Annotated in this window: 11 protein-coding genes and 2 pseudogenes; 5 read left to right on the top strand and 8 right to left on the bottom strand. The window is 58.1% G+C overall.

Annotation, left to right across the window (positions count from 1 at the left end):
* Positions 1-251: 251 nt before the first annotated feature.
* Entirely contained in the window at positions 252-1166 is a 915-nt protein-coding gene (locus AACY11_RS20915) for a LysR family transcriptional regulator (RefSeq protein WP_339432539.1), read from the bottom strand.
* Between the two features lie 140 nt (positions 1167-1306).
* Here AACY11_RS20915 and AACY11_RS20910 point away from each other — a divergent pair, with 140 nt between their 5' ends.
* Positions 1307-1702 carry a RidA family protein gene (locus AACY11_RS20910; RefSeq protein ID WP_339465665.1) on the top strand — a complete coding sequence of 132 codons (396 nt, stop codon included), beginning with the start codon at positions 1307-1309 and terminating at the stop codon, positions 1700-1702.
* Between the two features lie 423 nt (positions 1703-2125).
* On the opposite strand, the gene AACY11_RS20905 is transcribed toward AACY11_RS20910, so the two are convergent.
* The 4 genes and pseudogenes from AACY11_RS20905 to tnpA all read right to left on the bottom strand — a co-directional run bounded on the left by AACY11_RS20905 (position 2126) and on the right by tnpA (position 4673).
* Positions 2126-2449 carry an ASCH domain-containing protein gene (locus AACY11_RS20905; RefSeq protein WP_339495630.1) on the bottom strand — a complete coding sequence of 108 codons (324 nt, stop codon included), beginning with the start codon at positions 2447-2449 and terminating at the stop codon, positions 2126-2128.
* Positions 2398-3947: pseudogene (gene tnpC / locus AACY11_RS20900) on the bottom strand (IS66 family transposase). The gene AACY11_RS20905 and the pseudogene tnpC overlap by 52 nt, the downstream one beginning before the upstream one ends.
* Positions 3948-4008: 61 nt before the next feature.
* A complete protein-coding gene (tnpB, locus tag AACY11_RS20895; RefSeq protein WP_339432541.1) occupies positions 4009-4344 on the bottom strand; it encodes an IS66 family insertion sequence element accessory protein TnpB in 336 nt (111 codons plus the stop codon).
* Positions 4341-4673, bottom strand: a complete 333-nt coding sequence (gene tnpA / locus AACY11_RS20890) for an IS66-like element accessory protein TnpA (protein ID WP_339495628.1) — start codon at positions 4671-4673, stop codon at positions 4341-4343. The genes tnpB and tnpA overlap by 4 nt, the downstream gene beginning before the upstream one ends.
* Positions 4674-4783: 110 nt before the next feature.
* On the opposite strand from tnpA, the pseudogene AACY11_RS20885 reads away from it, so the two are divergent.
* Positions 4784-5001, top strand: a pseudogene (locus AACY11_RS20885) (hypothetical protein).
* A gap of 407 nt (positions 5002-5408) precedes the next feature.
* Here AACY11_RS20885 and AACY11_RS20880 read toward each other — a convergent pair.
* Together AACY11_RS20880 and AACY11_RS20875 are read right to left on the bottom strand one after the other, a co-directional pair.
* Complete coding sequence (locus AACY11_RS20880; RefSeq protein WP_339432544.1) at positions 5409-5747, bottom strand: hypothetical protein; 339 nt, start codon at positions 5745-5747, stop codon at positions 5409-5411.
* Between the two features lie 205 nt (positions 5748-5952).
* The gene (locus AACY11_RS20875; protein ID WP_339495627.1) at positions 5953-6828 is read right to left on the bottom strand and encodes a LysR family transcriptional regulator; all 876 of its coding nucleotides are present in this window, start codon (positions 6826-6828) and stop codon (positions 5953-5955) included.
* Between the two features lie 109 nt (positions 6829-6937).
* Between AACY11_RS20875 and AACY11_RS20870 the strand changes: the two genes are divergently transcribed.
* The 3 genes from AACY11_RS20870 (at position 6938) to AACY11_RS20860 (ending at position 10245) form a co-directional block, all read left to right on the top strand.
* Positions 6938-8128 (top strand): YbfB/YjiJ family MFS transporter, encoded by a 1191-nt coding sequence (locus AACY11_RS20870; RefSeq protein WP_339432546.1) that lies wholly within the window; start codon positions 6938-6940, stop codon positions 8126-8128.
* 61 nt (positions 8129-8189) lie between these two features.
* Entirely contained in the window at positions 8190-9188 is a 999-nt protein-coding gene (locus tag AACY11_RS20865) for an NAD(P)H-quinone oxidoreductase (RefSeq protein WP_339432547.1), read from the top strand.
* Positions 9189-9300: 112 nt separating this feature from the next.
* A complete protein-coding gene (locus AACY11_RS20860; RefSeq protein WP_339432548.1) occupies positions 9301-10245 on the top strand; it encodes an alpha/beta hydrolase in 945 nt (314 codons plus the stop codon).
* Here the strand turns inward: AACY11_RS20860 and AACY11_RS20855 are convergent.
* Positions 10242-12053 carry an ABC transporter ATP-binding protein gene (locus AACY11_RS20855; RefSeq protein WP_339495626.1) on the bottom strand — a complete coding sequence of 604 codons (1812 nt, stop codon included), beginning with the start codon at positions 12051-12053 and terminating at the stop codon, positions 10242-10244. The genes AACY11_RS20860 and AACY11_RS20855 overlap by 4 nt on opposite strands.
* Positions 12054-12056 lie beyond the last annotated feature (3 nt).

Here is a 12056-nt window from a genome sequence, read left to right as displayed (position 1 = left end):
AAGCAGCATCTTAAGTAATGCGGCTCTGCGTTCAGGTGAATAGTACGGCACGACCAGTCTCTTTCCGCCCCCGATATGCTTTTTTTGGAAAAACCGGAGAGGCGACAACTATCCTGACACCGGGGGGCGGCTTAAGAGGCTTGTGGCCTTAAAGCAAATAGCCGTTGTCGGAAACAGACGTTCATGACCGACAACTTTTGTCAAAAATGGACGTTTAGAGTGTCTAGTCCTGAAATGGCTTTACACCTGTTTCACCTAACCACCGGCGCATGCTCGGCCATCAAATCTATTACCCAGTCGATAAATACCCGCACCTTGGCGCTGACATGGCGATTCGGCGGGAATGCCAGATACATCGGCATTGGCGCCATGTGCCAGTCCTCAAATAGCGGCAGCAGCTCACCGCTGACCAGGTGCGGTTTGGCCATGTACTGCGGTAGCCAAAGCATGCCCAGACCAGCCAAGCCGGCGGCGAGGTACGCATTGCCGTCGTCGACCGTCAGTTGCGGGCGGCCCTGGGCCTCGATGCGTTCCTCACCCCGCTGCATCGCGTAGGGCAAGGATTTGCCTGTACGAAACCAGAGGAAGCCAACGGTACTGTGCCTGCCCTCCTCCAGCTCACTGGGGTGCGCCGGCGTACCGAAGCGCTGCAGATAGCCGGGCGCGGCATAGATGCCGAGTTTCAGATCGCCCACATGCCTTGCCACCAGGGACTGATCGATGATCTCGCCGCCGCGCACCACGCAGTCTACGTTATCGCCAATGATGTCGACGATGCGATCGCTCACGCCCACGGTCAGCTGGATTTCCGGGTAGCGTGCAAAGAACCCCGGCAAGGCTGGTATCAGCAGCATTCGCGCCAGCGGACTGGGTACATCCACCCGCAGCCGCCCGCGCGGTGTCATCGAAGCGCTGGACAAGCTGGTCTCGGCGTCGTCCATATCGACCAGTAGCCGGATGACGCGCTCGTAGTAGGCCGCGCCATCGGCGGTGACATTGACCTTGCGTGTGGTGCGGTTGAGCAGGCGCACGCGCAGCCTCGCTTCCAGTTGCTGAACGAGCTGCGTCACGGTGGTCTTGCTCATGTGCAGGGTGGCTGCCGCCTTGGTGAAACTGCCGGTTTCCACCACTCGGGCAAAGGCCTGCATTGCATCGAAACGGTCCATTTCACGCCTCACTCGGGTCTGGATAGTTTGGATTCTACAAACAGTCATGACCAGAGTTGCTTGTTTATTCAGGTTGGTCGTTTTTTTACAGTGGCTTCATCGTAAACAGCGGGCCGCGATGGCCCCGAAGGAGGTATGCAATGACCAGCAAACGTGATGTCGTTTTCCCGCCTGACCGCCATGCACTGTACGAACTCCACCGCTACTCGCCGGCGATTCGCTCCAACGGTTTTCTGTTCGTATCCGGTCAGGTCGGCAGCCGCAAGGATGGCTCGGCCGAGCCGGACCTTGCGGCACAGGTTCGCCTGGCCTTCGCCAACCTCAACGCGATCTTGGCCGAGGCCGGCAGTAGTTTCGAGGATGTGGTCGACACGACCATCTTCATGGTCGACCCCGACTCGAAATTCGAAACTATCTGGGAAGTAGCGGCCGAGTACTGGGGCGAAGCTCCCTACCCGACAGTGACTGCTATCGGCGTGACCTGGTTGTCCGGCTTCGACTTCGAGATCAAAGTGATCGCCAAACTACCCCAATAGAATCGGCTCAGCACTCCTCCGACCGCCAAAGGGAACCCTTTTTTTCTGGCGCGCCCCTCCGCTCCCTACCGTTCGCTACCTGTTGTCACCGTCCGCTTTTGGCCGGATGCTGCCAGTGGGAAGTTATCGTGATGAATATTTATGGTCGCAGGAGTTCTAGAGTTCGAATCTCTACTTCACCGCCACATTAAGTAAACGCAAATTCCTGATTTTCCTAGAGAAAGTTGGGAGTTTGTGGTTTTTGGTGTCTGAAAAAAAGCCATATGGGACTGAGATGGGACTGGTGCGCTATTTTGGTGCGTAAATTGGTCCGACTGGATGAGTGATCAGTCTTCGCCTTTGACGATATGAACTAGGCTTTTGCGAACCCGAATCCAAGGCCGATTTTCAGTAAGCGTCTGCTCAACACGTCTTGCTTAATGGTCAGCGCTTGTCTGGAAGCAAGAAGTCTACCTCGTAGATACCGCGCGCCGCTCGGATGGCCACTGAGTGTGTGACTGGCCTTAAGTCACTCAGCTCCCATGCGAGCCAGCCGTCTTCAAAATAACTTGCACAGGCCGCTTGCATGTCAGCCAGGACGAATGGGCGCACGGCGTTCACGCGCACAATTGCGACGGCAATACCGTTATCGTCTTCGTCACCATCGTTATGAAGAAACCTCCCGTTTTCGACAATCAGAAGATCCTCGAAAGGATCTAAGTCTGGAAACCAACGACGAACTTCGAGGGTTTTCTCGCCAGAAGCGATTCGACCGCCACTGGGCCGTACAATTGATAAAGCCTTGATGGTTCTCTCCTAACAGTTGGGCGCTTGGAAAATAGTCGCCTTAATGGGATTCCACTTATGCGGCAGCAACTGATCGATTTCACTCGCCCGCTGCGTAGCGACCCTGCAAAGAGCCAGTTCTTGCGCCCAAGAGCCCACGGCCGGATCTGGTTCTCTGCCCAATTATTATCAATGGGTACGGCCCCGTCATCGAGGTAGCGCGACAGCGCTGCCCAGCGTTTCAGGCTGTAATCGAGTGCTCTGCTGATAGCCGAACCTTCGGGCACAACATCGCGCTGGGCGATCATCCAAGCATGCAGCATGTCCATCACTGGTACGGCTTTTTCTTGCCGTATTCGGCGCCGTAAATCCGGTTCCAGGTCGCGGACTTCGCTCTCGATTTCGTAAAGCAACTGGATGTATCGCAAAGCCTGCTCGGCGAGCTGGCTCTTGTTGGTGGCATGCAATTCGAAGAACTTGCGTCGCGCATGGGCCATGCAGCCGATTTCGGTAACGCCAAGTTCGAAGCTTGCCTTGTAACCGCCAAAATCATCACAGACCAGCTTGCCCTTCCAGTCTTGCAGAAAGTTGCGAGCGTGCTCTCCGGCACGGCTGGGGCTGAAGTCGTAAACGACCGCCGCCAAGTCCGAGAACTGGCTGGTGGCGTAGGTCCAAACATAAGAACGGTGGGTTTTCTTCGCACCCGGCGTGAGCATCTGCAATGGTATTTCATCGGCATGGATGACCTGCTGTCCGAGCACTACATCACGCAACGCATCGACCAGAGGCTGTAACTGTACGCCCGTCATGCCAACCCATTGCGCCAAGGTTGAACGTCGAATGGCCAAGCCAGCTCGTCCGAAAATCGACTCTTGCCGGTAAAGCGGAAGATGGTCGGCAAACTTGGCGATCATGACGTGAGCAAGCAGCCCAGCGGTCGGGATGCCCTTATCAATGACCTGTGCCGGAACCGGCGCCTGGATCAGTGTTTCACAGTCATTACAGATCCACTAGCCACGGACATGACGCTCTACGATAAATACGCCGGGCGTGTAGTCTAACTTTTCGCTGACATCTTCACCGATGCGCTGAGTGCGCAGCCGCATTGGCAGTGAGTATTGTCCGGTTCGTGATGGATCAACGTGCGTGGAAACCCTGCCGGCAATGCAGTGCGCTTGGGCTTTTGCTTTTTCTCGGTCGCCGCTGGCACTGTTTGCAACGCCTGAAGCTCTGCTTCAATCGCCGCGATATCGGTATCGATCAGGTCATTGAGCAGGCTGGCCTGCTCGGGATTCATCTGCTTGCTGCGCTTGGCAAACTTCAATCGCTTGAGCTGCGCGATCTCGTGAGTCAGTTTCTCGATCACCGTTTGGTCTCGGTTGATCTTCTTGCCCATGGTGTCGACTTGCGACAGCAACTGCGCTGCCAAGGCACGCAGTTGGTCGGAGGACATTTGGTCGAGATTGGGCGAAGAAGTCATGCTGCGGATTTTGCCAGAGCAGGCAGTTCGCGGGGATAGACCGATAGCCGAATTGCAGCCGTTAAAGCAGTGTGATCGCGCCGCCGCAACCCACACGTTGCCATGGCAGGCCCACTACCAGAGCTTGAAGTTGCTCGGTGTCCAACTGCATTTCAGCTCCATGACGGATGCTTGGCCAATGGAATTTGCCCTGGTTCAACCGACGAGCAGCCAGCCAGATACCGAAGCCGTCATGTACCAGAACTTTCATGCAAGTAGCGCGGCGGTTGGCAAATAGATAAGCACAGTGCGGCCTCGCCGCACCGAACACCGCGATCACCCTGGCCAACGCGGTTTCGGTGCCCGCTCGCATGTCCATCGGCTCGGTAGCGAGCCAGATGAAGTCGATGCGGATCATCGCAGCAGGTCTCGAAGAAAGGTGGCGCAAGCAGCAGCATTTTCGGTTGGCCAGTTCACTTTGACGGTGCCGCGCGAATGCTGGATCTCGACGTAGATATTCGACGATGTAGCTTGCGAACTTGCTCCGCCCAACTGCATGGGTAACGGAATAAATGCAGGTTGCAGCGCCATGCTTTTCTGCGCGTGCATCCGAATCCATTTGTGGACCAGGTTTGCGTTGAGGCTACGGCCGAGTGCGATGTTGGCAATAGAAGCGCCGGGCTGGGCACACTCTTGAATGACCTGGGCCTTGAAGGATTTTGAATAGGAACGGCGTGTTGGTTGCATGAAATACCCGCTTAAAAGGCTAGAACTGGTGCCCACTTAAATTTAAGTGCACACCATGTCTTGGCCTTGCGAGGTTGGGTAGATGACTTGGCCGGACGCATACGATTTTCATGGCGCATGACTCAGAGTCCAACATTGCTACTGGGGATGCACTGACATTGCTTCTACACAACCAGCATGCCTTGGGAGCCCAATAGAGGAGGTCACCAAGTGGCTTTCAGAGAATGGCGTAGATACTGTCGCCGAGAACGCACTTGTGGCGATGGAAACCTTAGACATAAATGCCAAAGCGATTACAGATGCGATTGCACGACTAAGGCAGTTTTAGGGTGTCGCCCTAGAAGGCAGCGATCGGCTGAAAGCTGGCATTTCGAATGTCGCTTGATTTGACGGGATTTCACTGTAAAAAGGCTGCGGACTTTCAACGAACAACCCGCTTCAAAAAGGTCACAGGGAATGAGATCGATAGAAAATAATCCTCCACAGTTCACTCGTATTCCGCTGGCAGCCATCGGCGTCGGGCTGGGCCTTGCCGTTGCCGTCTATACAACTGGAAAAGGCCCCTTCTTCCTAGATAACTTTGCATACTCCTGGTTACCGCAAGTGGCAGTGCTTTGCATAGCGCTGCTGTGCAAAGCGTCACGAGAATCGCTGGGGGGAATGGCTACTGCCATGGGGCTGTACTTGTTCCTTTTCGACCTCTGGGTCACAGACTCCATGGGGTGGCTTTTCTATTTATTCAGCTTTCCAGGCATCCTCATTGGGGCATTGCTTGGCGTTGTTTTCAGCCCCTCGCGGAAGGTATTCAAGGCGCTGGTAGCGTTTGCGTGGGTGGTTCTCGGTATAGTGGGAAATTTGGCGGTTCTCGCTGTTACGGTCACATAGACTCCTCGCGGTGATGGGCAATATGATATGTACTAACAGGCGGCTTGCAGCCATGGGCAACTGATAGCAAACCGAATCCTGGAAGTGAGTCAGTATTTTATGAACGAAGGTTGGCAAAACGACGATTACCTCATCGTCCTCACGCAGGATGAAAGCTTCGCTGCGATGAAAGCCTACCAATTTGACCATTACAAAAATTCCCTGGCTTTCAATCCGATCCCCTTCCTTGGGTGACCGATACCTTTCCTGGCTCATCTCTCAAAAAGCGAGTGTTGTATCACCGCGAGCTGCAACAACCATGGAGCCCCTCCCCAACACCCACAAGCCAGCGAATTCTGCTCTGGGTGTAGGCCGTTTCGTCAGGCTACGTAGCTTCTCCAAAGCCACTCAGCGCTCACTCATTCTCCCGCGCAAACGCTTCGACAATCTGCTCGATCACGGCCCTTACCCGCGCCGTATGGCGCAAGTCTGCGTGGGTCACCAGCCACACTTCATAGGGTTGTGGGCGATTGCGCGCCGGCCAGAGGTTGACGAGGCCATCACGTTCGCCCATGTAAACAGGAATTTCTCCTACACCCAGGCTCGCCGCAATCGAGCGACGCACCAACAAGCTGGAACTCAGGCTGGCGACGATTCGCCCGCGATGCAACGGCTCGCAGACCAGTGTCATGTCCTTGTTACCCTTTAGATAGGGTTCGTAAACCACTAGGTCATGCCCCTCAAACGCCTTACCCTGCTGAGGGATGCCCTTGGCGTCGACATACGCCTGTGACGCAAACAATCCCACCGGCCAGCGGGCAATCCGCCGAGCGATCAGGTCTGGATTGTCGGGACGGGTGTTGCGCACGGCGATATCCGCTTCGCGTTTGGCCAGGCTGAGGATCTGCGTGGAAGCATCCAGTTGCACGCGCACGTCCGGGTGCAGTTCGTGCAGTCGGGCGATGGCCGGGATCAGGAAATCGATGGCCAGCGAATCGGTGGTGCTGACGCGCACGTTGCCGGTCAGGCGATCGTCCAGGCCCTGAATCTGCCGCTCCAGCTCCAGCGCCGAGAGCTCCATTTTTTCGACGCTTTTAAGCGCCGCTTCGCCGACCGCTGTCAACGCGTAACCGTCGGACGTGCGCAAAAACAACGTCGCACTCAGCGACTTTTCCAACGCCGTGATCCGTCGTCCGACAGTCGCCTGATCCACGCCCAGTACCCGCGCCGCGCCGCGTAACGTCGACTCCCTGCATACCGCGAGAAATACCCGCGCATCGTCCCAATTCATCTTGCCTCCTGATGATGCAGATATGCATCAATACGATGCCAACTCGCTGCACCAGCGCAGCAACAATAGCCGATATGCTGAGCGCCATATACCTCTCAGGATCGCTCCCATGCGTACATCATCCTCAGCGTTACCGATCTTCGCCGGACTCTGCGCCAGCCTGGTCGGCATCGGCCTGGCGCGCTTCGCCTACACACCGTTGATTCCCTCGCTGATTCAGGCGCAGTGGTTTTCTGCCAACGACGTGGTCTATCTCGGCGCGGCCAATCTGGTCGGTTACCTGATCGGCGCCCTGCTCGGTCGGCCGATAGCTAGGCAACTTGGCAATAAAAACGCCCTGCGACTGATGATGCTGCTGGTCACCGCCGCGTTTTTTGCCTGTGCGTTTCCGTTGTCGGTGGGCTGGTTCTTTGGCTGGCGTTTGCTGTCAGGGATTACCGGTGGCGCGATCATGGTGCTGGTGGCGGCGACCGTCCTGCCCCATGTGCCGGCGTCCCGTAAAGGGCTGGCCAGCGGCGCAATCTTCCTCGGTATCGGCCTGGGGATTGCCGGTTCCGGGACAATCGTGCCGCCGCTGCTGAGCCTGGGCCTGCAGGCCACCTGGTTGGGGCTGGGCGGTTTGTCGTTGTTGCTGACCGCACTGAGCTGGTTTGGCTGGCCCGCCGATTTACCGCATGCGATTGCGACTCACGAGGTTGTGCCGGTTGAGCCAACACCTCACGCCGTCTATTTGCTGTTCGGCCAATATGCGTTCATGGCCGCAGGTTTGGTGCCGGCCATGGTTTTTCTGGTGGATTACGTGGCTCGCGGGCTCGGTGCCGGGGCGCATATGGGTGCACGGGTGTGGGTCATGTATGGCCTGGGCGCGATTGTCGGGCCGGTGAGTTATGGTTTTCTCGCTGATCGACTTGGCGCGCGGACAGGCATCCGGCTGGTATTGATGGTGCAGGTGATTGCGCTGGGGCTGCTGGCGTTTTCCCACACCTTCATGGCCCTGGCCGTGCTGGCGGTGATTATCGGTTCATTCCCGCCCGGTATCGTGCCACTGGCCTTGGCCCGTGTGCATGAACTGGTGCCGGATCATCATCGCCAGCAAATCGCCTGGAGCCGCGCCACCGTATCGTTTGCCACGTTCCAGGCGCTGGCCGGGTTTGCCTATTCGGCGTTGTTCAATGCCACAGGTGGCCATCACGCCTGGCTGTTCATGATCGCCGCGGGCGCGATCACGGTGGCAATTTTGCTGGAGCATGCCCCGAAATGGCTACCCTCTTCGCCTAAACCGCGGTTCTGTGAAAATTGAACGGAATCATTACCGGCAGGCCGCGCTCCCATCTATAGAACCTCTGGCAACAGGAATCCAAATGTCCTTACCCAACGAAATGACTCGCATCGAAATCACTGAACCCGGTGGCCCCGATGTTCTGCAAGCCAAACGCGTACCGTTGCCGGTCGCCGCCGAGGGTGAAGTGCTGATCCGCGTTCACGCCGCCGGCATCAACCGGCCAGACGCCTTGCAACGCGCCGGCAAATACCCGATGAAGCCCGGAATGAACCCGATTCCCGGTCTTGAAGTAGCCGGCGAAGTGGTCGCGCTCGGGGCCGGTGTCAGCCAGTTTGAGCTTGGCGACAGCGTTTGCGCGCTGACCAATGGCGGCGGTTACGCCGAATATTGCGCAGTACCGGCCGGCCAGACCCTGCCAATCCCCGCCGGGATTGATTGGGTGCAGGCCGCCGCGATCCCGGAAACCTTTTTTACCGTGTGGGCCAACCTGTTCGGCCTAGGTGGTGCCAGCAGCGGGCAACGTGCGCTGATTCACGGTGGCACCAGCGGTATCGGCACCACCGCGCTGATGCTGTGTCGTGAGTTCGGCATTGAGGCATTTGCCACGGCCGGTAGCGCCGAGAAATGCGCAGTGATCCGTAAGCTGGGCGGTCAGGCAATCAACTATCGCGAAGAGAATTTCGCTGACGTCATCGCCGAGAAAACTGCCGGTCAAGGCGTGAATATCGTTCTCGACATCATGGGCGCCTCCTACCTCAACGCAAACATCAGCGCCCTGGCGATGGATGGACGAGTGGTGATGCTCGGTTTCCTTGGCGGCGCCCGGGCCAATGACATTGATCTGCTGGCAATCCTCGGCAAACGCGCCGTTGTAACGGGTTCTCTGCTGCGCGCACGCACCGCTGCCGAGAAAGCCGCGATCGCCGATCAACTGCGCGAACACGTATGGCCGGTGCTGGCCGACGGACGCTGTCTGCCGATGGTCGACAAGGTCTACTCACTGACCGACGCGGCCAAAGCCCATGCCCACATGGAAGCCGGCGATCACATCGGCAAAATCGTGCTTCGCGTGGACTGAGCCGCCGCAGCATTTTGTAATCGTTGCACACGGGCGATGGTCGAAAATGTCGTGCACAGACCGAGGCATCTGGTAAAAAGCGTTCTTTGTCTACGCAGTGGTGAATCGTTTAATGTTCCTTTCCTTCATGACCCGCCTGCGACGTCGCCGCTTGGCATTCGCCTGCATGGCCGCGCTTATTATCGGCGTGCCGGCGAGTTGTGCCGTGCTGGAACATACCGAGCGCAAACTGCTGTTTCGCATCGAACCGGGCACGGCGGGTTGGTATCACGGCTTGCCCGGCAGCGTGCAGGAACTCGATCTGCAACCCAAACGTTTCAAGGCCGGGCAAAACATTCATGCCTGGTGGTGGCCTGCAGAACGCAAGAATGCCCCGGCCATCCTCTATCTGCATGGCGTGCGCTGGAACCTCACCGGGCAATTGTTCCGCATCGAGCAACTGCGCGCAGCGGGCTATTCGGTGCTGGCCATTGATTACCGTGGGTTCGGCAAGAGCAAGGGTGATCTGCCGTCCGAAAGCAGTGTTTATGAAGATGCGCGAGTGGCGTGGGAGCGTTTCAAGCTGTTGCAACCGGATCCGAACAAACGCCTGATCTACGGTCACTCCCTCGGCGGTGCCGTGGCAATCGATCTGGCAGCCGAACTCGGACAGGACGCCGCCCGCGATCACACGCCACTGCCCGTGCGCGGACTGGTGATCGAGTCCACGTTCACCTCTCTGGCGGATGTCGCCGCGGCGGTGGCCAACACCTCGCTGCCGGTGCGCTGGCTGCTGTCGCAGAAGTTCGATTCCATCGACAAGATCGCCGAGATTCATATGCCGCTGCTGGTGGTGCATGGCTTGGCCGATGCCTTAGTCCCCCCGCGTTTCAGCGAACAACTGTTCAACGCGGCACAGCAACCCAAACGCTTGCTGCTGGTGCCTGGAGCGACGCACAACAACAGCATGGCGTTGGGCGGGCAACATTATCGCAAGGCTATTGATGCGTTGATGCAAACCCAGCCCGCCCCTCGTATCGCCGGCCCCGCGACTGTGCGCAGCGCACGGGACACCTAACGATAACCACGCGCCTGTAAATCGAACAGTTGCGCGTAATGCCCGGCCGCGGCGATAAGCGCACCGTGGCCACCCTGTTCCAGAATCTTTCCTTGTTGCAGCACGATGATGTGATCGGCATTGCGCACGCTGGAAAAACGGTGGGAAATCAGTAAGGTCATGCGCCCTGCCGTGTGCTGGCTGAAATGCTCAAACACCGCGGCTTCCGCCGCCGGGTCCAGGGCCGAGGTTGGCTCATCGAGGATCAGGATGTCGGCATCACGGCGCATATACGCCCGGGACAACGCAATCTTCTGCCATTGCCCGCCGGACAACTCCTGGCCACCGGCAAACCAGCGCCCCAACTGCGTGGCATAACCACGGTCGAGCCCTTCGATGAATGGCGCCGCCATCCCTTCGGCAGCGGCCTCCTTCCAGCGTTGTTGGTCGTTGAACGCCAGCGTATCGCCGACGCCGATGTTTTCCCCGACGCTGAACTGGTAGCGGATGTAATCCTGGAAAATCACGCCAATGCGACGGCGTAACGCGGTTTCCTGCCAATCCTGCAAATCGCTGCCATCGAGCAGAATGCGTCCTTGATCGGGACGGTATAGGCGGGTCAATAACTTGATCAGCGTGGTCTTGCCGGAACCGTTTTCCCCCACCAACGCCAGGCTGTTGCCCGGCACCAGATGCAGGTCAATGCTTTGCAGTGCCGGACGGCTGGCCCCCGGGTAACAGAAACCGACGTTTTCGAAACGCAGACCATCGCCCGGTTGCGCGCCGACGGTCAGGTGACCGGTATCGGCCAGCACCGGTTCAGCGAGGTATTGATAAAGACTCGTCAGGTACAGGCCGTCTTCGTACAGACCACTGATCGCGCTCAGGCTACTGCTCACAGCGCTCTGACCTTGCTTGAACAGCACCAGATACATGGTCATCTGGCCCAGACTGATGTCGCCCTGCACGGCATCGATCACCACCCAGGCGTAGGCCACGTAGAACGCCGCGGTGCCAAGCAATCCAAGACCGAAACCCCAGCCATCACGACGCAGCGTCAAGCGCCGGTCTTCGGCATAGAGTCTGGCGAACGTGTCGCGGTAGCGTTGCAGCAACAGCGGTGCGAAGCCGAACAGTTTGACCTCTTTGATATAGGCCTCGTGGGAAAGAAGCGTCTCGATGTAACTCTGCTGTCGACTCTCCGGCGCGCGACGGGTAAACAGGCGAAACGCATCACCGGAGAAATGCGCCTCGGCGAAAAACACCGGCAGCGCCCCGGCCACCAACAGCACCAAGGCCCACGGCGAAAAGTGCACCAGCAGCACGCCGAAGCTGATCAGCATGATCAGGTTCTGGATCAATCCCAGCGACTTCATGACCAACGCCAATGGCCGCGTCGAGGCTTCGCGGCGCACCCGCACCAGCTTGTCGTAGAACTCGGAGTTCTCGAACTGCACCAGTGAGAGGGTCTGCGCCTTCTCCAGAATCATCGTGTTGACCTTCTGGCCCAACTGCACCCGCAACAGCGACTGCTGCACCGACAGCGCCCGCTGTGTGCCGGACAACAACGCCAATACCCCCGCCTCCATCAGCACATATCGCAACACTGGCCACAGCGGCGCACTGCCGTGCTGCGCGTGCAGTTGCATCGCCGCGACCACGGCATCGACAATGCGCTGGCCCAACCACGCCGCCAGTGCCGGCAGCATCCCGGCAATCAGCGTCGCCAGCACCAGCCCCAGAAACAAACCTCGCGACGTCCCCCAGACCAACCGCAACGCACGCTGCGCTTGGTCGAACAAGGAAGTGACGCGGGAAAATGAAGGCATAGG

The organism is Pseudomonas sp. RA_105y_Pfl2_P56, assembly GCF_963970845.1.
Classification (GTDB): Bacteria; Pseudomonadota; Gammaproteobacteria; order Pseudomonadales; family Pseudomonadaceae; genus Aquipseudomonas; species Aquipseudomonas baetica_A.
This window is presented reverse-complemented; position numbering and strand designations above follow the sequence as displayed.